Source organism: Kribbella lupini, from assembly GCF_039529595.1.
In the GTDB taxonomy this organism is placed as follows: domain Bacteria; phylum Actinomycetota; class Actinomycetes; order Propionibacteriales; family Kribbellaceae; genus Kribbella; species Kribbella lupini.
In genome coordinates this window covers 572,654-597,660 of sequence record NZ_BAAANC010000002.1, presented here as the reverse complement: position 1 = coordinate 597,660, position 25,007 = coordinate 572,654, and the positions used below count along the sequence as shown (strand labels likewise).

The following is a 25,007-nucleotide window of genomic DNA, read 5'->3' as shown; positions in this document are numbered from 1 at the left end:
AGGGGTTTCCCTCCGCAGTCAGGCTGTTACCCTCCGTTTCTGCCCGAACCACACCTCTACCATCGACGTCGTACACAGCGGTAGGGGGAACTGCGAACCGGAAGGACGTCATGCGGCAGGACAAGCCGGAGCTGCGCAATCTCAGTGAGCCGGTCCGGTTCAAACGGGCGTTGGCGTTGCTGCTGATGACGCTGGTCCTGCCCGGGTCCGCGCAGATCGTGGCGGGCAGCAAGAAGGCCGGCCGGTACGCGTGGCGGGTGATCGCCGGGCTGGTCGCGATCGTCGTGTTCCTGGTGCTGCTGTCGCTGGTCTGGCGGTCCGGGACGATCAACCTCATCGTGTCGCCGACCACGCTGCGGATCGTGCAGGTCCTGCTGATCCTGCTCGCCGTCGGATGGGCCGCGTTGTTCGTCGACGCCTACCGGCTCGGCCGGCCGCTCACGCTGGAACGCAACCACCGGCTGACCGCGAGCATCCTGGACGGCGTGCTCGTCGTCCTGGTGATGACGGTGCTGATCTGGAGCAGCACGATCGTGTCGGCGCAGCGCGACTTCGTCGCCAGCGTGTTCGGCAACGGCGAGAAGTCCAAGGCGGACAAAGGCCGCTACAACGTGCTCCTGCTCGGCGGGGACTCCGGCGCCAACCGGATCGGCGTACGGCCGGACAGTCTGACGCTGGCCAGCATCGACGCCGAGACCGGCCGGACCGTGCTGATCGGCCTGCCGCGGAACATGGCCAAGGTGCCGTTCCCGGCCGGGACCGAGATGGCCAAGCAGTTCCCGAACGGCTTCGAGTGGGACGGGTGCGGCCACGACTGCTACCTGAACGGCGTCTACACCTGGGCGATGGGCCACAAGCAGCACTTCCCGGGCGTGAAGGAGCCGGGCCTGGTGGCGACCCAGCAAGCGGTCGAGGGACTGACCGGGCTGAAGGTCAACTACTACGTGCTGATCGACATCGCGGGGTTCCAGCACCTGCTCGACGCGGTCGGCGGGATCACCGTCGACGTCGGCAAGAAGGTCCCGATCGGTGGCATCGGCGGGCCGATCAAGGGCTACATCAAGCCGGGCAAGGACCAGCACCTGGACGGGTACCACGCGATGTGGTTCGCCCGGTCGCGGGCCGGGGCCAGCGACTACGAGCGGATGACGCGGCAGAAGTGCGTGATGACCGCGATGCTGAACCAGCTCTCGCCGCAGAAGGTGCTGACCAAGTTCCAGGGCATCGCCTCGGCCAGCAAGGAGGTGGTCCAGACCAACATCCCGTCCGGTGAGCTGGGCACCTTCACGGACCTGGCGCTGGACTCGAAGAAGCTTCCGGTGTCATCCTTCTCGCCGGTCCCTCCGTTGATCAAGACCGGCGACCCGGACTTCGAGCTGATCCGGGCGAAGGTCGCCGAGGCGGTGGGCAAGTCCGAGGCACTGGACAAGGGATCCGACGACGGGGACGGTAAGAAGTCGGGCACACCGAGTAGCGTGTCTCCTACCAAGAAGCCGAGTACGCCCGGCAAGACCCCGTCCAAGCCATCCACCGACGTCGACGACGTCGCACAAGTCTGTAAGGCCTGACCTGAAGATGCTGTCCAACTGGCCCCCGGTCTCCGTCGTGATGCCCGTGCTGAACGAGGAACGCCACCTCGAGGAGGCGGTCGGCCGCGTTCTCGACCAGGAGTACCCCGGCGAGCTGGAGGTCGTGCTCGCGATCGGCCCGAGCAAGGACCGGACCGAGGAGATCGCCGCCCGGCTGGCCGCCGCGGACGCCCGGATCACGATCGTGCCGAACCCGACCGGCAAGACGCCGGCCGGGCTGAACGTCGGCATCGCGCACGCCCGGCACGACATCGTCGTACGGGTCGACGGCCACGGTGTGCTGACGCAGGGCTACATCACCCGCGCGGTCGAGGTGCTGGACGAGAGCGGCGCGGACAACGTCGGCGGCGTGATGGCGGCCGAGGGCCGGACGCCGTTCGAGATGGCGGTGGCCTGTGCGTACCGGTCCCGGCTCGGGCTCGGCGCCTCGACGTTCCATCAGGGCGGCAAGGCCGGACCGGCCGACACCGTGTACCTCGGCGTCTTCAAGCGGACGGCGCTGGAGCGGGTCGGCGGCTTCGACGAGTCGATGCACCGCGCCCAGGACTGGGAGCTGAACTACCGGATCCGCAAGACCGGCGGGCTGATCTGGTTCAGCCCCGACCTGTCGGTGACGTACCGGCCGCGCTCGTCGCTGTCCGCGGTCGCCAAGCAGTTCTTCCACACCGGTCAGTGGCGCCGCGAGGTGATCCGCCGGCACCCCGAGACCGCCAGCAAGCGGTACCTGGCCCCGCCGGTCGCCGTCGGCCTGCTCGCGGTCGGCACGATCCTCGGCATCGTCGGTCTGATCGTCGGCAGCGCGATCCTCGACCTGGGCTTCATCATCCCGCTCGGCTACGGCCTCGCCGTCATCGCCGGTTCCGCGATGGAAGGCCGCTACCTGCCCTGGAAGGCGCTCTTCTGGCTCCCGGCCGTGATCGCCACCATGCACGTGTCCTGGGGTCTTGGCTTCATCGTCGGCCTCCAGGAGAAGCCGACCGGCCCGGCGCTCACCACGCCCGGCCCGGCCTGACGGTACGACGACACAGGCGATCGGGCCGCTCGGACATGGAGTCGGCCCGGTCCGGTCAGGTTGAATCGCTGGTATGAGCAACGACAGCCTGACCGCCGAGGACCTCGAGTTCCTCGCCCGCCCGCTGCACGGCTTCCTGACCGTCGCCGAGAGTCCCGTCCCGGCGCAGCCGCGTCCGGTGTGGTTCGAGGCGACCGCCGACGGGACGATCCAGCTCTTCACCGAGCCCGGCGCGTTGAAGGTCCGGCGCCTGCGCCGCGACCCGCGCGCCTCGATCGTGGTCGCGGCACCGGTGGGTGAACCCGAGCGCTGGGTCTCCGTGGTCGGCCGGGCGACGGTGGAGGACGACGGCGCGCACGAGCTGTGCTCCCGCCTCGCCGCCCGGTACTGGGACCTCGGCGACGAGGCGCTGGCCGGCGCCCTGCGCGAGATGCTGGGCGCCGACCTGCTCCGGATCGTCATCCACCCGGAGTCCGTACGCCGCTACGCGTTCTGAGCGTCGTACGGCGTCAGCGGCGGGTCATCGTGGATGCGTAGCCGCCACCGCCGGGGTAGATCCAGTCGCCGGACATCACCCGGTCGCCGTCGGTGAAGGTGCCCTCGAAGTACGCCGGGCTGCCCTTCGGGCCACCCCAGATGGTCAGCTTGTCGCCGTCCAGCTCGTAGGTGTAGTCGAGCGTGTTGCCGGTCGAGTCGTAGAAGCGCGAGTGGACGTCGGCACTGGCCGGCTCGCCGAACGGACGCAGGTTGCCGATGATCTCCATCCCGCGGACCTGCTGCCCGTACTGCTCGAGCTCCACGGTCTGCAGCAGGAAGTAGCCACCGTCCATCCACTCGTACTTCACGACGCCCTCGGCGCCGCCGGTCACGGTCCACTCGCCGACCAGGCGGTCGAGAGCCTTCAGTCCGGCGGTCGGGGCAGGCGGCACGTGGTTCTCGGTCATCGCAGTCTCCTCGGTTCCGGTGCGCAGCTCCTGCACACTCACCGCCACCTCGGACCTGCCGCGCCTGCTTCAACATCCCAGCTGCTGTGACCTGGGTCACGTCGGTCGATGTTGAAGCAGCTCGGTCGGCACCGAGGTAGCGGTGACACTTCGACCCCGAGGAGCACCCGATGACCACTCTCACCGCCACCAGACCGTCCACCACCCGCCCGTTGCTGACCGCCGCGGCCATCGCCGGGCCGTTCTTCTACGCCGTCGCGATCGCGCAGATGCTGACCCGCGACGGCTTCGACCTGCGGGAACACCCGATCAGTCAGCTGGCCACCGGATCACTCGGCTGGATCCAGATGATCAGTTTCGTACTCACCGGCCTGGGCGTGATCGCGCTCGCCCTAGCCCGTCGCCGCCTGATCACCGAAGGCACCGGTCGCCGCGCGGTCCCGCTGCTGCTCGGCCTGTACGGCGGCGGCTTCGTCGTCGCCGGCCTGTTCCCGATGGACCCGCAGAACGGCTTCCCGGCCGGCGCACCCGCCGGGCCCGTCGCGCTGTCGTGGCACAGCGTCGTCCACTCGATCGGCGCGGTGGTCGCCTTCACCGCGCTCGCGGTCGCGTGCATCGTTCTGGTCGTCGACGCGGTCCGGCGCCGGTCCGCCAAGGCCGCTGTCGGGCACGGCGTCGTCGCGGTGGTGATGTTGCTGCCCATGTCGCCGACCGAGTCGAGCCTGCAGATCGCGTTGACTGGGGTCGTGGCCTTCACGTGGACCACTCTGTACGCCGTACAGCTGCGGCGCCTGACCGACCGGAGGACGCGATGAAGTTTCTGGTGCTGAGTTACACCCCGGCCGACAGCTGGGACGGGGAGACGGCGGACGTGCCGTCGGAGGAGGCGTTGGCGGCGTTCGCGGCGTACCAGGTGTTCGAGAAGGAGCTGCGGGAGACGGGGGAGTTCGTCACCAGTGAGGGGCTCGGGCATCCGGTGGTGTCGACGACCGTGCGGAAGACGAGCGCGGGGGTGGTGGCGACCGACGGGCCGTTCGCGGAGTTGAAGGAGGTGCTGGCGAGCTTCGCGGTGATCGACTGCGTGAGCTTGGAGCGGGCGACCGACATCGTGAAGCGGATGGTCGACGTCCTGGGCGAGCCGATGGAGATCCGGCCGATCATGGGCGACGACTTCGCCTCCTGAGATGCCTTCACCGGAAGAGATCGAGCACCTGCTGCGCACCGAGGCGCCGCAGGTGCTCGGTGCGCTCGTCCGGCGGTTCAGCCGCTTCGACACCGCCGAGGACGCAACCCAGGAGGCCCTGCTGGTGGCGAGCCGGCGCTGGCCCGAGGAAGGGATCCCGGACGAACCGCGGAGCTGGCTGATCCGCGTCGGCTACCGCCGGATGGTCGACCTGCTGCGCTCCGAGCAGGCGGACCGCCGCCGCGAGCAGGAAGCAGCCCGAGCCCAGGCCGACCCGACCGGCCCCGCGCCGCAGGTCCCCGACCAGGACGACAGCCTCCTGCTGCTCTTCCTCTGCTGCCACCCGGCGCTCTCCCCGCCGTCCCAGGTCGCCCTGACGCTGCGCGCCGTCGGCGGCCTGACCACCGCGGAGATCGCCCGTGCGTACGGCGCCGCCGAGCGGTCGATGTCGACCCGGATCAGCCGGGCCAAGCAGACCCTCAAGGACAGCGGCGCCCGCTTCAGCGCGCCGGCCGACGACCAGGACGAGCGGATCGCGGCCGTCATGCACGTGCTCTACCTGATCTTCAACGAGGGCTACACGGCCAGCGGCGGCGACCAGTTGGCCCGGACCGACCTGTCCGCCGAAGCCATTCGCCTGACCCGCATGCTGCATCGCCTGCTCCCCGACGATCACGAGGTCGCCGGCCTGCTCGCGTTGATGCTGCTGACCGTCTCCCGCGACGCGACCCGCGCCGACGAGCAGAACCAGCTGGTCCAGCTCGAGGACCAGGACCGCTCGCGATGGGACCAGGCGCTGATCACCGAGGGCGTCGCGCTGATCGAGGGCGCCTGGGTCCATCGCCAGGTCGGGCCGTACCAACTCCAAGCGGCCATCGCCGCCATTCACGCCCAGTCCAAGGACGCCGCGGAGACCGACTGGCCACAGATCGCGGCGCTCTACCTCTGGCTCGAACGGCTCACCCCCACGGCCCCGATCCGCCTGAGCCGAGTTGTCGCGGTGTCCAAGGCCTTCGGCCCGCACCGCGCCCTGGCGCTGCTGGACGATCTCGACCTGGCCGGGGACCCGCTGGTCCACCACCGCGCGGCCGCCGTACGGGCGCACCTGCTCGAGTCCACAGGCCGTCAGGACGAAGCCCGGGCCGCCTATCTGGCCGCAGCCGACCTCACCGCGAACGAGGTCGAACGCCGCTACCTGCGGACCCGGGCCGAGAATCTCTAGTGCCAGTTGGAGATCTGCACGTCGTCCGGGGACGGCGCGCCCTTGCCGGTCTCGACGTAGTCCTTGAGGCTCAGCAGGTACGACGCCCACTTGGTCGAGCAGTGGTTCATGAACTCGACCGGCTCCCTCCAGCCCTCGTGGGCGAACAGCACGACGGTGTGCTCGCCGTCCTGCTTCAGGTCGAAGGTGATCGTCGTGCCCATCCACTCCTCGGGGCCTTCGGCGACCTCCCAGCGGACCCGGTCGGGCTTGATCTCGACCACCTTCATGTCGAACCCGCCGGGAACGAAGCGGAACTTGATGATCCCGTCCACCGACGCGTCGCCCTCGGTGTCGGTGGTCCACCACGACGCCAGGCCGTCGATGGTGGTGAGGGCCGGCAGGACGTCGGCCGCGGTGGTGGACTTGGTGGCGATGCGGTGCAGGATGTCGGGCATGGTCAGTGCTCCTTCTTCTTCGGTGGAACGGATTCGGACTTCTTCTGGATGGTTTCGGCGAGGCGCTTGATGCGCTGCAGGCGGCGGTCCCAGGTGGCGCCGACGTCGGCCAGCTGGGCTGCTGCCCGGGCCAGCTGCGCGTCGTCGACCTGGTAGCGCATCTCGCGGCCCGCGGGGGCGACGTGCACGAGCCCGACCCGGTCGAGGACGCCGAGGTGCTTGGCGACCGCCTGGCGGGTCACGGGGAGCTGGTCGCTGAGGCTGGTCGCCGTACCGGGACCGTCGGCGAGCAGCAGGTCGAGGAGCCGGCGCCTGGTCGGGTCGCCGATGGCGGACCAGAGGTCGTCGTCGATCATCGCGCGGCCAGCTTGCCGACGTACCGGGCGAGCCGGGGCAGGAAGTGGTCCCAGCCGTTCTCGTGGTCGCGGTACTGCTCCTCCAGCACGGCGACCTCCCAGCCCTGCTCGCGGAAGCCGGTCTCGGTCAGCTTGAGCGTCGTGCCGGTCCCGCTCGGGACGAGCTCGAAGGTGACCAGCAGCGAGTTCGCCGTGGCGGCCGGCTCGCCGACCGGGTGGGTCCAGCGGAACGAGAACAGCCGGGGCTTCTCGACCTCGACCACGGTGATCGCGACCGCCTTCGGGTCGTCCGTGCCCTGGTCGAAGACGACCCGGCCGGTGCCACCGGGGACGAGCGGGAAGTCGGCCTCGTCGGGCCACCACTCGGTCAGGTGCTCGGGGCTGCTGACCACTTCGAACACCACGTCCGGGCTGGCGTCGATGTGGATCTCGCGTTCGAGGGTGCCGTACTCCATGAGGGGACTCCTGAATGATCTGCAACGTTTGGTTGCACATCACTGTAGTCACGCAACCGTCGGTTGCACAAGCCCTCACAGAAGAACCCCCGGGACCACGCGGGTTCCGGGGGTTCGAGCAGGCTCAGCGCTTGCCGGTGGCTTCCTGGTTGTACGCGTCGACGACTTCCTTGACGTCGCCGTCCATCCGCAGGACGCCCTTGTCCAGCCAGATCGCCCGGTTGCAGGTGTCCAGCACGACGTCGAGCGAGTGGCTGACCAGGAAGACCGTGCCGGCCTGGTCGCGCAGGTCCTTGATCTTCTGCTCCGAGCGGACCCGGAACTCCGCGTCGCCGGTGGCCAGCGCCTCGTCGACCAGCAGGATGTCGTGCGTCTTGGCCGAGGCGATCGCGAACTTCAGCCGGGCCGACATGCCCGAGGAGTACGTCGACATCGGCAGGTCGATGAAGTCGCCGATCCCGGAGAACTCGACGATCTCGTCGTAGCGCTTGTCGATCTCCTCCGGCGTCATGCCCATCGCCAGGCAGCCGAGCACGACGTTCCGGTCGCCGGTCAGGTCGTTCATCATCGCGGCGTTGACGCCCAGCAGCGACGGCTGGCCGCCGGTGTAGATCGCGCCCGAGGCCGGCGGCAGCAGCCCGGCGATCGCGCGCAGCAGCGTCGACTTGCCCGAGCCGTTGCGCCCGATCAGGCCGATCGCGTCGCCCTTGTGCGCGGTGAAGGTGACGTTCTTGACCGCGTGCACCTCGCGGATGGTCGGCCGGTCCTGGCGCTTGAGGATGCGCCGGAACGCGGTCGCCGCGGTGCCCTTGCCGCCGGAGCCGGCCGTCACCTTGTAGATGATGTTGACGTTGTCGGCGATCACCGTCGGGACAGCGTCGGACGCCGGCGCGGGTGCCGCCGGCGTCGGAGCTGCCGTCTCAGCCACGGCCATACCTGTCCTCCGCCCGCCAGAAGTAGATGAATCCGCCGACCATGGCCACCACGGCCCAGCCGATCGCGATCGGCCACGCGTTCGGCAGCGCGTGCTTGCTGTGCTCGTCGAGCAGGGCCCGCCGGGCGATGTCGATGTAGGCCGAGATCGGGTTCAGCGCCAGCGCGTGGATCACCCAGCTCGGAGCGTCCAGCGAGGCCAGCTTGTCCGGGATCGAGAAGAAGATGCCGGAGGCGTAGAGCCAGGTCCGGGTGATGAACGGCAGCAGCTGGCTGATGTCGGTCAGGAAGGTGCCCAGCCGGGCGAAGATCAGCGTCATGCCGATGTTGAACATCGTCTGCAGCAGCAGCGCCGGCACGATCAGCGCCCACCGCCAGGCCACCCCGTCGGTCGCGCCGACCAGTACAAGCAGGATGCCCATCGAGATGAACATCTGGTTGAGCTCGTTGACCACGTAGGCCAGCGGCAGGGTGGCGCGCGGGAAGTGCAGCGTGCGGATCAGCGACATGTTCGTCGAGATCGCCCGCGAACCCTCGGTCATCGACCGCTGCGTGTAGGTGAACACGAACATGCCGCAGATCAGGAACGCCGGGTAGTTGGCGATGCCCTTGGCGGTGCCCAGCAGCAGTCCGAAGGCCAGGTAGTAGACCCCGGCGTTCAGCAGTGGGGTGAGGATCTGCCAGACCGATCCCAGCCGCGCACCCGCGTAGAGCGCGTACGTGCGCGCGCGGGCGTAGCTGTAGATGAACTGGCGACGGCCCCACAGTTCACGGAGGTAGCCCCAGAACGGCGGACGTGCCGCGCTCTTGGACAACCCGTAGCGTTCGGCCAGTGCCGCGGCGTCCGCGGTGGTGGCCGACTCGGCGGCGGTTGACATGCGGGCCAATCTACTGGGCCCTGGCCCGTGTCCTCACATCGGCGCGCTCTGAACCGTTTCAGTCGGTGACGGAAGGTCGCGGCTCCACAACAATTCGCCACGGTCTGCGCGGGCGCGCCGGGCACCGCATACCTTCTGCGGGTGAAGGATTCCCGCCCGCACGACCTGTCCGAGGAGCAGCTCGGATTCCGCCGCCGGGGAGCTGTTCGCTGGCTCCTCCCGACCGTCCTCGCGAGCGCCGGACTGAAGGCCGTGCTGGCCGGCATCTTCGGCGCGTACGCCGACAAGCGCGAGCTGCAGAGCGGCCTGCAGGCCGAGATCTACCACCACGGCGACGACGAGCTGTGGTTCGACTTCGTGGCCGATCTCGGCGACGGCTTCGACGCGACGTACTCGATCGCGTCGGTGCTCGCGGCGCCGCAGCTGTCGCCCGCCGACAACCTGCATCTGCCGCGTGGCCAGGTGCTCGTGATGGGCGGCGACCAGGCCTACCCGGCCGCGTCCGCGACGGCGTACGAGGACCGCACGAAGGGCCCGTACCGGGCGGCGTTTCCCCGCGAGGACGACGTACCGGATCGCCCGACGTTGTTCGCCCTGCCGGGCAACCACGACTGGTACGACGGCCTGACGGCGTTCCTGCGGGTGTTCGCGCAGAGCCGGCCGGTCGGCGGGTGGGACACCGAGCAGGCCCGCAGCTACTTCGCGATCCAGCTGCCGCAGCGCTGGTGGCTGCTGGCGATCGACACCCAGTTCGACGAGTACATCGACGCCCCGCAACTGGCGTACTTCCGCCGCGCGACGACGCAGATGCGCGAGGGCGACGGCGTGATCCTGTGCACGCCGAAACCCGCGTGGATCAAGGCCGGTTCGGGCGGGGACGCCCGCGGGTACGACGCGATCCGGTTCTTCGAGCGGGAGATCGTCCGGCCCGCCGGAGCGACCGTGCACGTGATGCTGTCCGGCGACTCGCACCACTACGCCCGGTACGCCGAGCAGGACGGGACCGGGCAGCGGATCACGAGCGGCGGCGGTGGCGCTTACCTGACCGCCACGCACCTGCTGCCGAAGACGCTCGAGCTGCCGCCGAAGACGTCGCGGGTGACCGAGACCGACGAGCACACGAAGTTCGACCGCGCGCAGACGTACCCGTCGCGCGAGCAGTCGTCGCGGCTGGCGAACGGGATCTTCCGCCTGCCCTGGCGCAATCCCGGGTTCTGGGGGCTGACCGCGTTCCTGCAGACGGTGATCGCGTTGCTGGTGCAGTTCGGGCTGGCGTCGGATCCGCAGGGGGTGTTCGGGACGCTGGCGGTCTGGACGCCGGCTGCCTTTGCCGCATTGGGGACCGTGGTCGGTGGAGTGCTGTTCGCCCGGTTGGGGTTGGAGCGAAGTTCGTTCGCTGCCGGGGTTGCCGGCGTACTGCACTCGGCGGCGCATCTGGCGCTCGCCGGGTTCTGGGCGGTGGTGCTGTACCGGCTGGAGGCCAGTGCCGAGCAGTGGATCACCGTGGTGGTCGCGCTGGTCGGTACGCCGGTGGTGGTGGGCTTCGTGGACTCGTTGGTGGTCGGCGTCTACCTGCTCGTGGCTTGCCGGTTCGGGTTCAACACCAACGAGGTGTTCGCGGGGCAGAGTCTCGAGGACTACAAGGGTTTCCTGCGCTTGCACATCGACCGGGAGGGCGCGCTGACGATCTACCCGATCAAGGTCCCGGAGGTCTGCCGCGAGTGGAAGGCGAACCCCGAGGGAGCGCCGGGCACGCCATGGCTGATCCCGGCCGAGGGCTCGATCGTCACCGAGCTGATCGAGCAGCCGGTCGAGGTCACCCGCGCGAGCGCCGCCACGACCGCGCGGGTCTAACTCGTCAGGCGGGCCCTCAGGGCGTCCAGCTCGTCGTCGGTCAGGCCGGCCTGGCGCAGGTAGGCGACCGGGCCGCCGTACGTCGTGTCGAGGTGGCGCAGGATCGCCGTCATCGACTCGGCACGGGTCTCGCGGAACTCCAGCATCTCCGGGTGCAGGGACTCGTCCGGCTCGGCGGCCAACTGCTCGGCCATCATCGAGGCCAGGTTGTCCCGGGTGAGGAAGTAGTCGGCGACGATCTCGTCCTCCGGGACGCCGGCCACCGCGAGCGCGAGGGCGACGATCACGCCGGTCCGGTCCTTGCCGCCGTAGCAGTGCACGACCACCGCGCCCTCGGGTGCGTCGACGATCGCGCGGAAGACCGCGGCGAACAGGTCGGGGTGCAGGTCGAGCATCTCGTTGCAGGAGTCGACGATCGTGGTCGCCGTACTGGGTGGGTCGGCCGGGTCCTGCAGCGGCAGGTGCAGGCCGAGCGGGTCCTGCGTGAACGGCGTCGGGAAGCCGCTCACCTCGCCGTGCGAACGCAGGTCGATGATCCGGCTCACCCCGGCCGCGCGGATCGTCTCGACGGCGGCGGGCGTCACGTACTGCAGGCTGTCCGCGCGGATCAGCGCGTTCTCGCGGATCCGCCCGCCGTCGGTGGTCGGCAGCCCACCGAGATCACGGACGTTGCGGCACTCCGGCCAGTCCAGCTTCATCAGCTGATCCGCGTACTGACCTGGTCGTCGAAGTCGGCGACCGCTTTCGCGATGCCTTCCGGCGTCAGCGCGGACTCTTCGAGAATGGTGATCCTCCCGGGCCTGGTCTGCGGGGCGTAGGCGACGACCTCGCCGAACTCCTCCAGCCCGAAGCCGAGCTCGGCCGGCCGGACCGGCAACCCGTGCCGGTACAGGCAGTCGACCGTGGTCGCGAACGCCGCCTCGTCGCCGCGCAGGTACCACGCGAACGCGGCCCCGAGCCCGACCTGCTCGCCGTGGAAGGCGCGCCGTTCCGGGTGCAGCAGGTCGATGGCATGCGAGATCTCGTGGCACGCGCCCGACGACGGCCGCGACGTCCCGGCGACCACCATCGAGATCCCGGACAGCACCAGGCCCTCGGCCAGCGTCGCCAGGAAGACCTCGTCGGCGATCCCGCCGGGGTGGTTGGCCACGGCCTGCGCCGACGTCCGCGCGAGCGACACCGCGAGACCGTCGATCTCCTCGCCGTGCGCGGCGTGCGCGGCCTCCCAGTCGGCGATCGCGGACAGGTTCGAGACGATCTCGCCGATGCCCGAGCGGACCGACCGCGGCGGGGCCTGGGCGATCAGGTCGAGGTCGACGACCACCGCGATCGGCGCCGGTACGCCGTACGAGCCGCGCCCGGCGTCGTTGTCCAGCGTGCTGATCGGGGAGCCGATGCCGTCGTGGGCCAGGCTGGTGGCGACCGCGACCATGGGCAGTCCGAGCCGGGCGGCGGCGAACTTGGTCACGTCCAGCACCGTGCCGCCGCCGATCCCGACGATCGCGTCGTACCGCTGCTGCTTGATCTGGTCGACCAGCCGGATCGCGGTGTTGATCGTGCCGCCGTCGACGGTGAACCAGTCGGCGTCGACCAGCCCGTGCTCGAAGGTGTTCTGCACGATCGGCCCGTACGTCGGGCCGACCGCGATCGCGACCCGGCCGGAGGTCGAGATGCGCTGGTCGGCCAGCACCTGGGCCAGTTCCTTCAGCGCGCCGCGGCGGACGTCGACGACCAGCGGCGCGGTGACGAAGCGGGCTAGGACGGGCATACGATCTCGCGGGCCCGGGCCAGGTCGGCGTGGTTGTCGATCTCGACCCAGTCGAGCTTGCCGATCGGGGCGACGTCGATCCGGAAGCCCGCGTCGGCGAGCACCTGGTACCCGTCCTCGTAGTACAGGTCGGGGTCGTTCTCCCAGGTCTTGCGCAGCGCGGCGGTCAGGTCGTCGGCCGCGCTGGCCTCGATCAGCGTGACGCCGATGTACTCGCCGCTCGCGGTCGCCGGGTCCATCAGCTTGGTGATGCTGCGGACGCCGTGGTCGTCGTGCCAGACCACCTTCATCTCCTCGTCCGCGAGCGTCTTCTCGGTGTCGAGCGCGAGGATGATCCGGCGGTCGTCGCCGCGGGCGTCGAGCAGGGTGCGCTCCACCGAGACCGGGTGCACGGTGTCGCCGTTGGCGAGCACGACCCCCTCGGCGAACAGGTCCCGCGCGCACCACAGCGAGTACGCGTTGTTCCAGATCTCCGCCTTGTCGTTGTGGACGAGCCGCAGGCGGACGCCGTACCGGTTCTGCAGGTCGGGGACGCGGGCCTCGATCGCGCCCGCGGCGTACCCGACGACGATCGCGACGTCGGTCAGGCCGACCTCGGCGAAGTTGGCCAAGGTCAGGTCGAGCGGGGTGGTCTCCGCGTCGATCGGAACCAGCGCCTTGGGCAACGTGTCCGTGTACGGGCGCAGGCGGCGGCCGGCCCCGGCGGCGAGAACTAGTCCGATCATTGGCCGAGGATACCGATTCGGGCCTGTTCGGACAGGGGATCGGCGAACTGGCAGGATGGGCCTCATGACTTGGCTGGTGACTGGTGGGGCGGGGTACATCGGCGCGCACGTGGTGCGGGCCTTCGCGGCGGACGGGATCGACGTCGTGGTGATCGACGACCTGTCCAGCGGGAAGCCGGAGTTCCTCGTCGAGGGGGTGCCGTTCGTCGAGGCGAACCTGCTCGACACCGAGGTCGTGCGGAAGACGCTCGCCGGCGTGAGCGGCGTGGTGCACCTGGCCGGCTACAAGTACGCCGGGGTGTCGGTCGAGAAGCCGATGCACACCTACACCCAGAACGTCACCGCGATGGTCTCGCTGCTGAACGCGATGGCCGAGACCGGCGTCCGCAACATCGTCTTCTCCTCCAGCGCGGGCGTCTACGGCACGCCGGAGGACGAGGTCGTCACCGAGCAGACGACGCCCGACCCGCAGAGCCCGTACGGCGAGACGAAGCTCGTCGGTGAGTGGCTGCTCGCGGACCAGGCGAAGGCCGTCGAGCTGAACCACACCTCGCTGCGCTACTTCAACGTGGTCGGCTCGGGCGACCCGAAGGTCTACGACGCGAGCCCGTACAACCTGTTCCCGATCGTCTGCAACCTGCTGACCCAGGGCAAGGTGCCGCAGATCTACGGCACCGACCACCCGACGCCGGACGGTACGTCGGTCAAGGACTACGTCCACGTCGCCGACCTCGCCCGCGCGCACGTCACCGCCGCCCGCGCGCTGGACTCGGGCAAGACCCTCGAGCCCGTCTACAACCTCGGCTCCGGCACCGGCACCAGCGTCCGCCAGATCATGGACGCCGCCCGCCGCGTCACCGGCATCGACTTCACCCCCGGCGAGGCCCCCCGCCGCCCCGGCGACCCCTCCCGCGTCGTGGCCTCCGGCGAACTCGCCGCCCGCGACCTGGAGTGGAAGAACACCCACACGGTCGACGAGATGTTCGCCTCCGCGTGGGAGTCCTGGCCGCGGGCTTAGGACGTCATCGGTGCCTGCCGCGGGGGTGATCTCCACCCGCGCACCGGCGACCGGTCAGCTCCAGGCGAGTCAGCCGTCGCGCTTCTCGATGCCGTAGGCCATCACGATGCCGGCCGGGTTGCCGCTGGTTGCGCAGAAGACGGAAGAGTCTCCGAACTTGCTCGGACGCATCCAGGGGCCGTGCACCTTGGACGCGCTCCAGTTGCAGCGGGCCCAGACGCGGAAGGTGCCGTACCCGGACTTGCACATCGCCCACGCCTGCGCCCTGCGGTCGACGCCTGAGACGCAGTTGGTCGGCGGCGACGGCTCACGGGCCTCGGCCGGGGTGGTGCCGACGGTCAGGGACAGGCTGGTCGCGGCGAGCAGCAGGACGATCGACGCGGCTCGGTTCGGCATCGACGCACTTCGTACGGGCAACTTCACGGACGCTCCTTCGGTGGGTCTCGGACGGCGCCAGGCTAGGAGCCGCGGCTGTCGTCGTACTGCCCGTACCGCGCCCGTACCTCAGCCGCGGTCGTGGAGGGTGATCTGGTAGCCGTCGGGGTCGGCGAAGGTGAAGGTTCGGCCGAAGGGGCCGTCGACGGGGGCCGCGACGATGGGGTGGCCGTCGGCGGCGAGGGCGTCATGGATGGCCTGAACATCGGTGGCGTGCAGCCAGATCGCGGCGCCGATGCCGGGCTGGGGGACGGCGTCGAGGTCGGTGCCGGGGACGACGTCGCGGAGGGCGAACGCGATCGGCTTCGTCTCGAAGACAACGGCGTGCGGCGGGCCGGCCGGCGAGCGGACGAGGCCGAGGTACTGCTCGTAGAACGCCTGAGAGGCGGCGAGGTCGCGCGCCTGCAACGAGATGAAGTCGGGTCCGGTGACGGGCACGGTGAGGCTCCTTCGAGGTTGTGTCAGTTTCCTGACACGCCTAAGCTATGTCAGGATACTGACATGAGTCAAGACGGTGTCGACCTGCCGACGTCACTGGGCTACCTGCTCAAGGAGGCGTCGAGCGCCCTGCGCGCGGCCATGGAGGAAGTCCTGCGACCGCTCGGGATGACGGTGACGCACTACTCCTGTCTGGAGCTGCTGGCGCAACGCCCGGGCCTGTCGAACTCCGAGCTCGCCCGCGGCGCGTTCGTCACCCGGCAGTCGATGAACGTCCTGCTCCAGGCCCTGGAACGAGACGGCTACGTGGTCAGACCCGCGCAGGCGCCCGTCGGGAAGGTGCTTCCCACGCAGCTCACACCCAGCGGCCGAGCCAGCCTCAAGGAGGCCTCCGCGGCGGTCCGCGCCGTCGAACGCAGAATGCTGACCGGCCTGACCGAGACCGACCAAGCACGCGCGTTCACGATCCTGCAGAGCATGATCCACTCCCTGCGCGACGACAACGGCGGCACAGAGGTCAGCGTCTGATCGCGTCGAAGCAGGCGGCGGGGATGGTCAGGGTGAGCTCGCCTCGGCGGTTGAGTTCTTGCTCGACGGCGGTCAGGTCGTCGGCGACCTCGAGCCAGCCGTCGAGGAAGCCGAGGCGGATGAAGTAGTGGTTGAGCAGGGCGGTTCCGTCGGCGAAGCGCCAGGTGAAGGCGGTGTGGTCGACCGTTGCCTCGAAGCCTGCTGCGGTCAGCAGCTCCAGAGTGCCGTCGATTGTCGCGCGGTGAGCTAGGTGCTCGTCCAGCGCTTGCTGGTCGACGTGCTCGCGCAGTACGTCGTAGAACTCCTGCATGTGTCCGACCAGGTTCGTGCTGATCAGCAGGTGTCCGCCCGGACGCAGGACGCGGTGGCATTCGGTCAGTACGACGGACGCGTTGGCGAAGTTGTTGATGCCGAGGTTGGAAACCACGACGTCGACCGACTCGTCCGGCAGGTCGAGCGACGCCGCGTCCGAGACGACGAGTTCGACGTCCTCAAGGCCGAGGTACTCGACCTTGCGGCGAAGTACGTCCATCGCATCGGCCCACGGGTCGACGGCGATCACGCGGGCGGCTGAGCGCTGGGCGAGTTCGACGGTCAGGAAGCCGGTGCCGGCGCCGATGTCCAGGATCGTCTGGCCGCGTCGCAACGGGACGCGGTCGAGGATCAGCTGGCCGAACGGCGCCGACCACAGCGGTAGTTCGTCGTACTGGTCGGCTACCTCGCGGGTGATCTCCACCTGATCACGCTAACCACCCGCGGGGTGCAGCTTGACCTCGGCGATGGAGAGCGGGTCGGACCGGGACGCGAGTTGGATGCGGACGAAGCGGGCGGTGGTGTCGAGGTTCACGAGGGACGGGCTGCCGGCGGTCGTGGTTTGGTGGAGGGCTGTGACGCCGGGGGTGTTGCGGGCGTCCTCCAGCGAGACAGCGGTGATGGGGGACTCCGACGTGAGGATCCAGTAGTTGCTGAGGCGGTCGGAGCAGCAGTCGGTGCGGTTGTAGAGGGCCAGCTGGGACAGCGCTTCGGACTGGCCGAGGTCAACCTGCCACCAGGCTTCGGTGGAGGGCTCGGCGGTGTGGGTGACGGAGTTGTCACCCCAGCTGCCGCTGGTGTTGCCGTCGACTGCGCGGGAAGCGTCGGCATTGTGTGCCGTGGTGCTCTGGGTGGCGGGTTTGCCGCGGGCGAGGTTGACGCGCCACAGGCCGGTACCGGCGCGGGCGGTGAGAGTGCCGTCGGGGCTGGTGTGCGTGGCTGTCAGCGTGAAGTCGCCTTCGCCGGAAGCCATCGTGGGGGTGACGGTGAAGGTTGTGGTGAAGGGCTTGCCCGGCTTCACCGCAGGAACCTTGACAGCGGGAGAGACCGTCCAACCGTCCGGCGCAGTCAGTTCGAGATCGCCGGCGGCGAGCGTGCCGGTCAGCGACGCCTTCACCTCAACGGGTTTCAGTGCCGCGGCAGCCGGTGCCGTGAGCTGCAGTTGAGCCTTGGACCGGACAAAGTACGTACGCCCACCCGCGGCATCGAAGGTGATCGTGTCGGCCCCGGTGCGCTGGTACTTGACCGCCCGCCCGTGCGGATCGGTCAGCGTGAACGGCCCCGCGAAGATCTTGTTGCGCAGGGCAACGTTCCCGACGCGGTCCAGCCGGATCCGCAGCTCCGACGCGGTGCCCGACTGCCAGGTCGCGCCGACTGTGATCGCTCCGCGCGCCCGCAGGCCGTCGTACGAGCCCTGGGCAGCCCAGGAGTCGGGCAGTGCGGGCAGTACGTCGACCACCCCGGCGTGGCTCTGCAGCAGCATCTCCGCGACTCCGGCGGTCGCGCCGAAGTTGCCGTCGATCTGGAACGGCGGGTGGGTGTCCCACAGGTTCTTCAGCGTGCTCGTCTTGAGCAGCTCGGACAGCATCTTGTGCGAGTGGTTGCCGTCGAGCAGGCGAGCCCAGAAGTTGATCTTCCACGCCTTGCTCCACCCGGTGCCGCCGTCGCCGCGACCCTCCAGCGTCTTCACCGCGGCAGCAGCCAGCGCGGGGTTCTCCAGAGGCAGGATCTGTCGCCCAGGATGCAGCCCGAAGAGCTGCGACGTGTGCCGGTGCTGGTCGGTCGGGTCGTCCCAGTCCTCCTTCCACTCCTGCAACTGCCCCCACGAACCAACCTTCGTGCCCGGATCGAGCCGCTCGAGGATCGACGCAAGCTGAGCCCGGTACGCCGAGGACTCGCCGACCAGCGGCGCCGCCTCGGACAGGTTGGTGAACAGGTCCCACACGATCTGCTGCGGCATCGCCGCCCCGGCCGAGTAGTCGCCGTGCTCCGGCGAGAAACTCGGACTGACCACCAGCTTCCCGTCGCGCGGGTCGACCTGCAGCTCGTCGATCCAGAACGCGGCCAGCTCCTTCATCAGCGGGTACGCCCGCTCCTTCAGGAACCGCTTGTCCTGCGTGAACCGGTAGTGCTCCCAGTAGTGCTGCGCGAGCCAGCCGCCGGCGTCCGGCATCCAGAACGCCAGCGGGTACCCGATCACGCCGGTGAAGCCGAACGGATTCGTCTGGCTGTGCACCACCCAGCCGTCCGCCCCGAACATCTCCTTCGCGGTCACCCGGCCAGGCGGCACCAGCGCGTCGACGAAGTCGAACAGCGGCGCCGTCGTCTCGCTCAGGTTCGTGGTCTCGGCCGGCCAGTAGTTCATCTGCAGGTTGATGTTGACGTGGTAGTCCGAGCGCCACGGCGGCGTCGTCGAGTGGTTCCAGACGCCCTGCAGGTTCGCGGGCAGCGGCGAGTTCCCGCGCGACGATGCGATCAGCAGGTACCGCCCGTACTGGAAGAACAGCGTCTCCAGCGCCTTCCGCGCCTCGGGCGTCGCCGTCCCTTGCTGGTACTGCGCGAGCAGCTCGTCGGTCGGCACGTCCGGCATCACCTGCCCGAGCTCCAGGTTCACCCGGTCGAACAGCTTCCGGTGATCGGCGACGTGCCGCGCCTTCAGTACGCCGTACGGAAGCTTGCTCGCGGCATCGACCCGGCTCGTCACGCCGGCCTGCGGATCCTGGCCCCGGTACGTCGGGTAGACGTCGGAGTAGTCGGTCCCGGAGCTCATGACGATCACGGCCGAGTCAGCGCCTGCGACCGTGACCGTGCCGTCGGCGTTGTCGGTCCTCGTGCCACCGGTGGTGAGGATCTGGGCCTGCAACTCGTACTTGAGTCCGTTGTCGAGCAGCGCGCCCTTGACGGTGATCCGGCCGCGCCGGGCGGTCGCCGTGAGCGTGCGGTTCGCCTCGCCGGTCAGGCCGGCGGTGAAGCCGACCTTGCCCCGCTGGTCGGCGCCGATCCGCGCGACGATCACGTTGCCGGGCGCGCTGGCGAAGTACTCGCGGGAGTGGCGGACGCCGTCCACGGCGTACTGGACGCCGGCGAGCGAGTTCTCGATGTCGAGGTGCCTGCGGTACGCCGTCGCGGCGCCGCCGTGCCGCATCGCGAGCTTCAGGTCGAGCAGTGGCTGGTAGTCGCCGAAGCCGATCTCGTTCTGGGCCAGCATGTTCGTGGCCACGTCGGGCGCGACCTTGAGATCGCGGTTGATCATGGTGCGGATGTCGGTCAGCGCGTTCGGCCGCGGCGTGCGCCAGTTGCCGAAGTCGTAGCCCTGCTGGGAACCGGGCCCGCCGGTCCACAAGGTCTTCTCGTTCAGCTGCAGGTGCTCGGTCCCGGTGTCACCGAACACCATCGCGCCGCTCGCGCCGTTGCCGATCGGTAACGCCTCGGACTCCCAGTCGGTCGCCGGCGCGGTGTACCAGAGCGCCAGCTCGCCGGGGCTCTTCGGCGGAGGCGCCGCTTCGGACGGCTCGGACGGCATCGTCAGTCCGGCCATCAGGGTTGCCGCAGCGAGTAGGGCGAAACCAGCTGTGCGCATCCGAGCCCCCACAGAGATCCGATGAATTCCGCACACTGTAGGCGGGTGGTCACGGTGTGTCTACGGGTCGTCCGCATGCGTCATAGGATCTCTTACCGGATCAGCGCCTCGGCGATCAGGTGGCCGACCTGGTCGAGTTCGAGCAGGAAGCCGTCGTGGCCGTACGGCGATTTCACCAGGTGCAGCGGGCCGGTGCTCGCTTCGGCGAGTTCGGCGGACAGCCGCGGCGGGTAGAGCCGGTCGGAGTCGACGGCGGCGACGACCAGCCGCGCTTTCAGGCCGCTGAGCGCCTCGCTCAGCCCGCCGCGGTCGCGGCCGACGTCGTGGGAGTTCATCGCCCGCGTCAGGACGACGTACGAGCCGGCGTCGAACCGCTGGGCCAGCTTGGTCGCGTGGTGGTCGAGGTAGGACTCGACCGCGAACCGGCCGTCGCCCTGGGGATCGCGCCCGAAGCGCGTCGCGAGCTCGTACTCGGATCGGTAGGTCACGTGCGCGATCCGCCGGGCGATGCCGAGCCCTGCGACCGGAGCCTTGCCGGTCGCGTAGTAGTCGCCGCCGAACCAGTGCGGGTCGGACTCGATCGCGGCGAGCTGCGGCGCGCACCAGGCGATCTGCTCCGCGGTCGCGTACCCGGTCGACGCCAGGACGACGGACGTCGCCACGCGATCCGGATAGAGCAGCGGCCACTCGAGCGCCCGCATCCCACCCATCGAGCCGCCGATCACCGCGGCCCAGCGGTCGATGCCCAGCTGGTCGGCGAGCGAGGCCTCGGCGGCGACCTGGTCGCGAATGGTGATCGCGGGGAACCGGCTGCCCCAGGCCTGCCCGTCGGGCGCCTGCGACGACGGCCCGGTCGAGCCCTGGCATCCGCCGAGCACGTTGGCCGCCACGACGAACCAGTCGTCCGGATTCAGGTACGTCGGGATCAGTCCGTCCCACCAGCCCGGAGTCGGTTGCCCCGGCCCGGCGGGACCGACCACATGCGCATCCCCAGTCAGCGCATGGCAGATCAGTACGGCGTTGTCGGCGGCCGCGTTCAGCCGCCCCCAGGTCTCGTACGCGATCGTCACGTCCGGCAGCGTTCCGCCGTACTCCAGCGGTAGTCCGCCGAGGCCGGCGAACTTCCGGGCGCCGGCAGGATCGCCCGCCCGCCACCCACCGGCCACCTGACCTGGTGAGAGGTCCGCCTCCACGGGCGGGCGATCCTGGTCCATGGGTCAGGCCGACTTGGCCGCGGCGAACCCGACCTCCAGGTCGGCCAGGATGTCGTCGATGTGCTCCAGGCCGACGGCGAGCCGGACCAGGCCCGGCGTGACGCCGGAGGCGAGCTGGTCGTCGCCGGACAGCTGGCTGTGCGTGGTCGAGGCCGGGTGGATCACCAGCGACCGGACGTCGCCGATGTTGGCGACGTGGCTGTGCAGCTGCAGCGCGTTGACGAACCGCTTGCCCGCGTCGACACCGCCCTTGATCTCGAACGCGACCACGGCACCGGCGCCGCGCGGCGTGTACTTCTGCGCGAGCTCGTAGTACTTGCTCGACGGCAGGCTCGCGTACGCGACGCTGTCCACCTCGTCGCGCGCTTCGAGCCACTGGGCGACCTCGAGTGCGTTGTCGAGGTGCCGCTCGATCCGCAACGACAGGGTCTCCAGGCCTTGGGCGATCAGGAACGCGTTGAACGGCGACACCGCCGTCCCGAGGTCACGCAGCCACTGGACCCGGGCCTTCAGGATGTAGGCCAGGTTGCCGAGGTCGGAGCCGACGCCGAGCGCGGTGCCGTAGGTCAGGCCGTGGTAGCTCGCGTCCGGCTGGTTGAAGCCGGGGAAGCGCTCGGGATCGGCGGCGTAGTCGAACTTGCCGGAGTCGACGATCACGCCGGCGATCGCCGTACCGTGACCGCCCAGGTACTTCGTGGCCGAGTGCACGACGACGTCGGCGCCGTGCTCGAGCGGACGCAGGACGTACGGCGTGGCGACGGTGTTGTCGACGATCAGCGGGACGCCGAACTCGTGCGCGACGCCCGCGATGCCCTCGATGTCGAAGATCTCGCTCTTCGGGTTGGCGATCGTCTCGCCGAAGAACGCCTTCGTGTTCGGCCTGATCGCGGCCTTCCAGGACTCCAGGTCGCTCGGGTCCTCGACGAAGCTCACCTCGATGCCGAGCTTCGGGAACGTGTAGTGGAACAGGTTGTACGTGCCGCCGTACAGGCTCGGGCTGCTGACCACGTGGTCGCCGGCCTCCGCGACGTTGAGCAGCGCGAGCGACGTCGCGGCCTGGCCGGACGAGACCAGCAGCGCCGCCGTTCCGCCTTCCAGGCTGGCGATCCGCTGCTCGACGGCGTCCTGGGTCGGGTTCTGGATCCGGGTGTAGATGTTCCCGAACTCCTGCAGCCCGAACAGGCTGGCCGCGTGGTCGGTGCTGTCGAAGGTGTACGACGTGGTCTGGTAGATCGGCAGCGCCCGCGCCTTGGTGACCGCGTCGGAGGTCTGACCGGCGTGGATCTGCCGCGTCTCGAAGGACCAGCTCGGGGTAGTAGTCATACAAAGACGATAGAGTTACTACACATTCACCTCGGGTGACCGTCCACATGGTGAACACTGGGCCGATGGAGCCTCTGGAGATCACCACGCCGGACGACACCACGATCCTGGTGCGCACGTCGCTGGCCGCGCCGCGATCCTCGGTGTGGCGGGCCTGGACGACGCCTGACCTGATCCGCCGCTGGTGGAGCGGTGGTTTCGGCGAGCACACCGTCGCCGACGTCGACCTGCGGCCGGGTGGAGCCTGGCGGTACGTGCTGCTGATGGCCGATGGCGGCGAGGTGAGCTTTCACGGAGAGTACGCCGAGGTGGTGCCGTTCGAGCGGTTGGTGTGGAGCGAGGTCTACGAGGGTGCGCCCGAGGAGGAGAGCACGGTGGTCACCGCCGAGTTCGCCGACGCCGGCGAGGGGACGACGGCGCTCAGCGTGCTGATTCGCTCGCGGGACAAGGCGAATCGCGACGCCGTGCTCGCCTCGGGCTTCGAGGCGGGGCTGGAGAGCGGGTACGCCGTACTGGAGCAGCTCGCGAGTTAGTCCGTCACGCCGAGGTTGAGGGCGGCGGCGCCGAGCAGGACCCCGCCTTCGATCGGGAGGGTGAGACCGGTGACCCAGGCGGCGTCGTCGGAGGCGAGGTAGGCGACGGCGGCGGCGATGTCCTCGGGCTCGCCGACGCGGCGCAGCGGGTACAGCTTGCCGAGCCGCTCCAGCGCGCCCGGCTGGTTGTCCCAGTTGGGCGTCCGAATGGTGCCGGGGGCAACGACGTTGAAGCGGACGCCCCGGGATCCGAAGCGAGCGGCGAAGTTCTGGGTCATCGCGACCTGGCCCGCTTTGGCGGCGGAGTACTCGGTGTTGCCGAAGGCGGCGAGACCGTTGACCGAGCTGATCGTCACCACGTTGCCGCGGGACTCGAGCAGGTGCGGGAGCGCGGACTGGATGCACTGCGCGGCGCTGACCAGCGTGAGGTCGAGCTGGCGGTGCCAGTCCTCGGGCAGGGTGTCCTCGGGCCTGGAGTTGATGATGCAGGCGCCGGCGTTGTTCACCAGGACGTCGAGCCGGCCGAAGCGCTCGACCGCCGCCCCGACGGCCGCGTCGATCTCCTCGCGGCTGGTGACGTCGAGCTTGACCGCGAGGGCCTGGTCGCTGCCGAGCTCGGCGACCAGTTCGTCGAGCTTGTCCTGCTGCAGGTCGGTGACGACGACCGCGCCGCCCTCGGCGACGATCCTCCGCGCCACCGCGGCGCCGATGCCCTGCGCCGCCGCTGTGACCAGCGCGACCTTCTCCGCGAACCGCTGCACCTCAGTCCTCCACCACTCGGTCGACCTTCTCGTCCGCGAGCCGTCGTTCCAGCTTGGCCGGATCGAGGTTGCGGCAGAGCACGATCGAACCACCTCCGAGGATCACCCCGACCAGCAGACCGAGCCCGACCGGGTCGACCAGGTCGCGGGTGACCAGGATCCGCTGGGCGATCGGCGTCGCGGCCGCGATCAGCTCGGCGTGCGTGCGTCCGTCGTACGCCGGACTGCCGGGCGTCGGCGGGGTGAACGGGACGAACAGGTCCGGGTGGTTGTAGACCTCGGCGCCGTAGTCGTGCACGCCGTCCGGCACCGGGTCGCGGAAGCGCCCGCCGAGCGGGAGCAGCGCGGACGCGACCGACTCGCGGTTGCCGCGGACCCGGAAGTCCGGGCCGGTGATCGCCAGGTCGCCCTCGCCGGTGGTCACCGACGCGCCGGCCGACCAGGTGGCCAGCGCCCAGACGACGCCGAGCCAGTGCGGCGGCAGACCGATCGCGACGGTCTCCTCCGGCTCCAGCTCGTACTCGTCGACGAGCAGGTTCGCGGTCTTGGCGACCCAGTTCGCGGTGGTCACCGCGCTGAGCTCGATCCGCTCGCCGGTGACGTCGTCGTAGTAGGTGAGGAACGGACTGGCGCCGTCGCGGCGAACGGCGGCGGCGAAGAGTTCGGGCAGGGTTCCGGCCATGCCCGCAGCCTACGTTTCGTATTCGGGGCTAATGTGGTCGGGGAGAAAGAAGGCTTTCGATGGAGACACTGCTGGCGCTGCCCGAAGGCGGCGAGTGGATCGTGCTGCTGGTCGTCGTGGTCCTGCTCTTCGGCGCCAACCGGCTGCCCGAACTGACCCGCAACACCGCGCGCGCCTTGCTCGAGCTGAAGAAGATCACCCGCGAGGCCGACCAGCCTCCTGTTCCCCCGGAGCCGTCCGCCGCCGAGCGCGCGGAAGCCTCCACTGCCGAGCACACTCAGGCCTCCACCACCAAGCCCGCTCAGGCCTCCACCACCGAGCACGCCCAGGCCTCCACCACCGAGCCGGCCGTCGAGCGCCCCGCCCCCGCCGGCCCGTCATCAGACGCAGCCTCCCCGCAGCAGCCTTCACCACCCGCGAACTAGCCGGAACAGGCCTGTGGTTGCCGCCGAAGCGCATGCGGCCGAGCAGCCGCGCTGTGGTGAAGGCCGCTCCGGCCGGAAACTTCTGTGGTCATCAACGCCGGCAAGCGACGCGCTTGGGGGGTGCCTGGTCTGCCGGCCGGCGCGCTGCTGTCCTACCCCCGCGGGAACCCGGGCGGCCCGGTCCGTCGGTGCCCGGGTCTGGTGGTGGCGTGTTGCTGTTCCCCCGCGGGAACCCGGTGGCCCGGTCCGTCGGTGCCCGGGTCTGGTGGTGGCGTGCTGCTGATCCCCCCGCGGGAACCCGGCGGCCCGGTCCGTCGGTGCCCGGGTCTGGTGGTGGCGTGCTGCTGATCCCCCCGCGGGAACCCGGCGGCCCGGTCCGTCGGTGCCCGGGTCTGGTGGTGG

General features: G+C 69.8%; 28 protein-coding genes. 11 read left to right on the top strand and 17 right to left on the bottom strand.

Annotation, left to right across the window (positions count from 1 at the left end):
* Window positions 1-110: 110 nt before the first annotated feature.
* The 3 genes from ABD235_RS16040 (at window position 111) to ABD235_RS16030 (ending at window position 3,097) form a co-directional block, all read left to right on the top strand.
* Window positions 111-1,568, top strand: coding sequence for an LCP family protein (locus tag ABD235_RS16040; protein ID WP_344174911.1), 1,458 nt, complete (start codon window positions 111-113; stop codon window positions 1,566-1,568).
* Window positions 1,569-1,578: 10 nt separating this feature from the next.
* Window positions 1,579-2,601 (top strand): glycosyltransferase family 2 protein, encoded by a 1,023-nt coding sequence (locus ABD235_RS16035; protein ID WP_344178667.1) that lies wholly within the window; start codon window positions 1,579-1,581, stop codon window positions 2,599-2,601.
* Between the two features lie 73 nt (window positions 2,602-2,674).
* The gene (locus tag ABD235_RS16030) at window positions 2,675-3,097 is read left to right on the top strand and encodes a pyridoxamine 5'-phosphate oxidase family protein (protein ID WP_344174910.1); all 423 of its coding nucleotides are present in this window, start codon (window positions 2,675-2,677) and stop codon (window positions 3,095-3,097) included.
* 13 nt (window positions 3,098-3,110) lie between these two features.
* On the opposite strand, the gene ABD235_RS16025 is transcribed toward ABD235_RS16030, so the two are convergent.
* On the bottom strand, window positions 3,111-3,545 hold the full coding sequence (locus ABD235_RS16025; RefSeq protein WP_344174909.1) for a hypothetical protein: 435 nt from the start codon (window positions 3,543-3,545) through the stop codon (window positions 3,111-3,113).
* 170 nt (window positions 3,546-3,715) lie between these two features.
* On the opposite strand from ABD235_RS16025, the gene ABD235_RS16020 reads away from it, so the two are divergent.
* Genes ABD235_RS16020 through ABD235_RS16010 form a run of 3 tightly spaced genes read left to right on the top strand, consistent with a single transcriptional unit; the run spans window position 3,716 to window position 5,950 of the window.
* Window positions 3,716-4,360 (top strand): DUF998 domain-containing protein, encoded by a 645-nt coding sequence (locus ABD235_RS16020; protein WP_344174907.1) that lies wholly within the window; start codon window positions 3,716-3,718, stop codon window positions 4,358-4,360.
* Window positions 4,357-4,728 carry a YciI family protein gene (locus ABD235_RS16015; RefSeq protein WP_344174905.1) on the top strand — a complete coding sequence of 124 codons (372 nt, stop codon included), beginning with the start codon at window positions 4,357-4,359 and terminating at the stop codon, window positions 4,726-4,728. The genes ABD235_RS16020 and ABD235_RS16015 overlap by 4 nt, the downstream gene beginning before the upstream one ends.
* Window position 4,729: 1 nt before the next feature.
* Window positions 4,730-5,950, top strand: a complete 1,221-nt coding sequence (locus ABD235_RS16010; protein ID WP_344174904.1) for an RNA polymerase sigma factor — start codon at window positions 4,730-4,732, stop codon at window positions 5,948-5,950.
* Here the strand turns inward: ABD235_RS16010 and ABD235_RS16005 are convergent.
* The 5 genes from ABD235_RS16005 to ABD235_RS15985 all read right to left on the bottom strand — a co-directional run bounded on the left by ABD235_RS16005 (window position 5,947) and on the right by ABD235_RS15985 (window position 9,009).
* Complete coding sequence (locus tag ABD235_RS16005; protein WP_344174903.1) at window positions 5,947-6,387, bottom strand: SRPBCC family protein; 441 nt, start codon at window positions 6,385-6,387, stop codon at window positions 5,947-5,949. The genes ABD235_RS16010 and ABD235_RS16005 overlap by 4 nt on opposite strands.
* A 2-nt stretch (window positions 6,388-6,389) precedes the next feature.
* Entirely contained in the window at window positions 6,390-6,743 is a 354-nt protein-coding gene (locus tag ABD235_RS16000) for an ArsR/SmtB family transcription factor (protein WP_344174902.1), read from the bottom strand.
* Window positions 6,740-7,198 carry an SRPBCC family protein gene (locus tag ABD235_RS15995; RefSeq protein WP_344174901.1) on the bottom strand — a complete coding sequence of 153 codons (459 nt, stop codon included), beginning with the start codon at window positions 7,196-7,198 and terminating at the stop codon, window positions 6,740-6,742. The genes ABD235_RS16000 and ABD235_RS15995 overlap by 4 nt, the downstream gene beginning before the upstream one ends.
* Before the next feature lie 124 nt (window positions 7,199-7,322).
* A complete protein-coding gene (locus tag ABD235_RS15990) occupies window positions 7,323-8,132 on the bottom strand; it encodes an ABC transporter ATP-binding protein (RefSeq protein ID WP_344174900.1) in 810 nt (269 codons plus the stop codon).
* Window positions 8,119-9,009 (bottom strand): ABC transporter permease, encoded by an 891-nt coding sequence (locus tag ABD235_RS15985; protein ID WP_344174899.1) that lies wholly within the window; start codon window positions 9,007-9,009, stop codon window positions 8,119-8,121. The genes ABD235_RS15990 and ABD235_RS15985 overlap by 14 nt, the downstream gene beginning before the upstream one ends.
* Before the next feature lie 141 nt (window positions 9,010-9,150).
* Between ABD235_RS15985 and ABD235_RS15980 the strand changes: the two genes are divergently transcribed.
* Entirely contained in the window at window positions 9,151-10,863 is a 1,713-nt protein-coding gene (locus tag ABD235_RS15980) for a metallophosphoesterase (protein ID WP_344174898.1), read from the top strand.
* Here the strand turns inward: ABD235_RS15980 and ABD235_RS15975 are convergent.
* The 3 genes from ABD235_RS15975 to ABD235_RS15965 are packed head-to-tail and all read right to left on the bottom strand — an operon-like array spanning window position 10,860 to window position 13,356.
* A complete protein-coding gene (locus ABD235_RS15975; protein ID WP_344174897.1) occupies window positions 10,860-11,561 on the bottom strand; it encodes a tyrosine-protein phosphatase in 702 nt (233 codons plus the stop codon). The genes ABD235_RS15980 and ABD235_RS15975 overlap by 4 nt on opposite strands.
* Window positions 11,561-12,631: an iron-containing alcohol dehydrogenase family protein gene (locus ABD235_RS15970; RefSeq protein ID WP_344174896.1), complete on the bottom strand. Its 1,071-nt coding sequence runs from the start codon at window positions 12,629-12,631 to the stop codon at window positions 11,561-11,563. The genes ABD235_RS15975 and ABD235_RS15970 overlap by 1 nt, the downstream gene beginning before the upstream one ends.
* Complete coding sequence (locus ABD235_RS15965; protein WP_344174895.1) at window positions 12,619-13,356, bottom strand: phosphocholine cytidylyltransferase family protein; 738 nt, start codon at window positions 13,354-13,356, stop codon at window positions 12,619-12,621. Before ABD235_RS15965 ends, ABD235_RS15970 begins: the two co-directional genes overlap by 13 nt.
* A gap of 64 nt (window positions 13,357-13,420) precedes the next feature.
* Between ABD235_RS15965 and galE the strand changes: the two genes are divergently transcribed.
* Window positions 13,421-14,374: a UDP-glucose 4-epimerase GalE gene (galE, locus tag ABD235_RS15960; RefSeq protein WP_344174894.1), complete on the top strand. Its 954-nt coding sequence runs from the start codon at window positions 13,421-13,423 to the stop codon at window positions 14,372-14,374.
* 69 nt (window positions 14,375-14,443) lie between these two features.
* Here the strand turns inward: galE and ABD235_RS15955 are convergent, their stop codons facing one another.
* Together ABD235_RS15955 and ABD235_RS15950 are read right to left on the bottom strand one after the other, a co-directional pair.
* Window positions 14,444-14,797 (bottom strand): hypothetical protein, encoded by a 354-nt coding sequence (locus ABD235_RS15955; protein WP_344174893.1) that lies wholly within the window; start codon window positions 14,795-14,797, stop codon window positions 14,444-14,446.
* Between the two features lie 81 nt (window positions 14,798-14,878).
* Window positions 14,879-15,247: a VOC family protein gene (locus ABD235_RS15950; protein WP_344174892.1), complete on the bottom strand. Its 369-nt coding sequence runs from the start codon at window positions 15,245-15,247 to the stop codon at window positions 14,879-14,881.
* 63 nt (window positions 15,248-15,310) lie between these two features.
* Between ABD235_RS15950 and ABD235_RS15945 the strand changes: the two genes are divergently transcribed.
* Complete coding sequence (locus ABD235_RS15945) at window positions 15,311-15,775, top strand: MarR family winged helix-turn-helix transcriptional regulator (RefSeq protein WP_344174891.1); 465 nt, start codon at window positions 15,311-15,313, stop codon at window positions 15,773-15,775.
* Here the strand turns inward: ABD235_RS15945 and ABD235_RS15940 are convergent.
* The 4 genes from ABD235_RS15940 to ABD235_RS15925 form a co-directional block, all read right to left on the bottom strand.
* Window positions 15,765-16,511: a class I SAM-dependent methyltransferase gene (locus tag ABD235_RS15940; RefSeq protein WP_344174890.1), complete on the bottom strand. Its 747-nt coding sequence runs from the start codon at window positions 16,509-16,511 to the stop codon at window positions 15,765-15,767. The genes ABD235_RS15945 and ABD235_RS15940 overlap by 11 nt on opposite strands.
* A 9-nt stretch (window positions 16,512-16,520) precedes the next feature.
* On the bottom strand, window positions 16,521-19,667 hold the full coding sequence (locus ABD235_RS15935; RefSeq protein WP_344174889.1) for a glycosyl hydrolase family 95 catalytic domain-containing protein: 3,147 nt from the start codon (window positions 19,665-19,667) through the stop codon (window positions 16,521-16,523).
* A 92-nt stretch (window positions 19,668-19,759) separates the two neighbouring features.
* Window positions 19,760-20,881, bottom strand: a complete 1,122-nt coding sequence (gene metX / locus ABD235_RS15930; protein WP_344174888.1) for a homoserine O-acetyltransferase MetX — start codon at window positions 20,879-20,881, stop codon at window positions 19,760-19,762.
* Window positions 20,882-20,884: 3 nt separating this feature from the next.
* Window positions 20,885-22,204 carry a bifunctional o-acetylhomoserine/o-acetylserine sulfhydrylase gene (locus ABD235_RS15925; RefSeq protein ID WP_344174887.1) on the bottom strand — a complete coding sequence of 440 codons (1,320 nt, stop codon included), beginning with the start codon at window positions 22,202-22,204 and terminating at the stop codon, window positions 20,885-20,887.
* Window positions 22,205-22,269: 65 nt separating this feature from the next.
* On the opposite strand from ABD235_RS15925, the gene ABD235_RS15920 reads away from it, so the two are divergent.
* Window positions 22,270-22,737, top strand: a complete 468-nt coding sequence (locus tag ABD235_RS15920) for an SRPBCC domain-containing protein (RefSeq protein ID WP_344174886.1) — start codon at window positions 22,270-22,272, stop codon at window positions 22,735-22,737.
* Here ABD235_RS15920 and ABD235_RS15915 read toward each other — a convergent pair.
* Entirely contained in the window at window positions 22,734-23,498 is a 765-nt protein-coding gene (locus ABD235_RS15915; protein ID WP_344174885.1) for an SDR family NAD(P)-dependent oxidoreductase, read from the bottom strand. The two genes, ABD235_RS15920 and ABD235_RS15915, sit on opposite strands and share 4 nt — an antisense overlap.
* A 1-nt stretch (window position 23,499) precedes the next feature.
* Window positions 23,500-24,180 carry a TIGR03089 family protein gene (locus ABD235_RS15910; RefSeq protein ID WP_344174884.1) on the bottom strand — a complete coding sequence of 227 codons (681 nt, stop codon included), beginning with the start codon at window positions 24,178-24,180 and terminating at the stop codon, window positions 23,500-23,502.
* A 59-nt stretch (window positions 24,181-24,239) separates the two neighbouring features.
* On the opposite strand from ABD235_RS15910, the gene ABD235_RS15905 reads away from it, so the two are divergent.
* Complete coding sequence (locus ABD235_RS15905; RefSeq protein ID WP_344174883.1) at window positions 24,240-24,605, top strand: twin-arginine translocase TatA/TatE family subunit; 366 nt, start codon at window positions 24,240-24,242, stop codon at window positions 24,603-24,605.
* The last annotated feature ends 402 nt before the right edge of the window (window positions 24,606-25,007 follow it).

Coding starts and splice junctions, on each gene's coding strand:
- ABD235_RS16040 (WP_344174911.1), top strand. CDS start 111: ATGCGGCAGGACAAGCCGGAGCTGCGCAATCTCAGTGAGCCGGTCCGG.
- ABD235_RS16030 (WP_344174910.1), top strand. CDS start 2,675: ATGAGCAACGACAGCCTGACCGCCGAGGACCTCGAGTTCCTCGCCCGC.
- ABD235_RS16025 (WP_344174909.1), bottom strand. CDS start 3,545: ATGACCGAGAACCACGTGCCGCCTGCCCCGACCGCCGGACTGAAGGCT.
- ABD235_RS16020 (WP_344174907.1), top strand. CDS start 3,716: ATGACCACTCTCACCGCCACCAGACCGTCCACCACCCGCCCGTTGCTG.
- ABD235_RS16015 (WP_344174905.1), top strand. CDS start 4,357: ATGAAGTTTCTGGTGCTGAGTTACACCCCGGCCGACAGCTGGGACGGG.
- ABD235_RS16010 (WP_344174904.1), top strand. CDS start 4,730: ATGCCTTCACCGGAAGAGATCGAGCACCTGCTGCGCACCGAGGCGCCG.
- ABD235_RS16005 (WP_344174903.1), bottom strand. CDS start 6,387: ATGCCCGACATCCTGCACCGCATCGCCACCAAGTCCACCACCGCGGCC.
- ABD235_RS16000 (WP_344174902.1), bottom strand. CDS start 6,743: ATGATCGACGACGACCTCTGGTCCGCCATCGGCGACCCGACCAGGCGC.
- ABD235_RS15995 (WP_344174901.1), bottom strand. CDS start 7,198: ATGGAGTACGGCACCCTCGAACGCGAGATCCACATCGACGCCAGCCCG.
- ABD235_RS15990 (WP_344174900.1), bottom strand. CDS start 8,132: ATGGCCGTGGCTGAGACGGCAGCTCCGACGCCGGCGGCACCCGCGCCG.
- ABD235_RS15985 (WP_344174899.1), bottom strand. CDS start 9,009: ATGTCAACCGCCGCCGAGTCGGCCACCACCGCGGACGCCGCGGCACTG.
- ABD235_RS15975 (WP_344174897.1), bottom strand. CDS start 11,561: ATGAAGCTGGACTGGCCGGAGTGCCGCAACGTCCGTGATCTCGGTGGG.
- ABD235_RS15970 (WP_344174896.1), bottom strand. CDS start 12,631: ATGCCCGTCCTAGCCCGCTTCGTCACCGCGCCGCTGGTCGTCGACGTC.
- ABD235_RS15965 (WP_344174895.1), bottom strand. CDS start 13,356: ATGATCGGACTAGTTCTCGCCGCCGGGGCCGGCCGCCGCCTGCGCCCG.
- galE (WP_344174894.1), top strand. CDS start 13,421: ATGACTTGGCTGGTGACTGGTGGGGCGGGGTACATCGGCGCGCACGTG.
- ABD235_RS15945 (WP_344174891.1), top strand. CDS start 15,311: ATGAGTCAAGACGGTGTCGACCTGCCGACGTCACTGGGCTACCTGCTC.
- ABD235_RS15935 (WP_344174889.1), bottom strand. CDS start 19,667: ATGCGCACAGCTGGTTTCGCCCTACTCGCTGCGGCAACCCTGATGGCC.
- metX (WP_344174888.1), bottom strand. CDS start 20,881: ATGGACCAGGATCGCCCGCCCGTGGAGGCGGACCTCTCACCAGGTCAG.
- ABD235_RS15925 (WP_344174887.1), bottom strand. CDS start 22,204: ATGACTACTACCCCGAGCTGGTCCTTCGAGACGCGGCAGATCCACGCC.
- ABD235_RS15920 (WP_344174886.1), top strand. CDS start 22,270: ATGGAGCCTCTGGAGATCACCACGCCGGACGACACCACGATCCTGGTG.
- ABD235_RS15910 (WP_344174884.1), bottom strand. CDS start 24,180: ATGGCCGGAACCCTGCCCGAACTCTTCGCCGCCGCCGTTCGCCGCGAC.
- ABD235_RS15905 (WP_344174883.1), top strand. CDS start 24,240: ATGGAGACACTGCTGGCGCTGCCCGAAGGCGGCGAGTGGATCGTGCTG.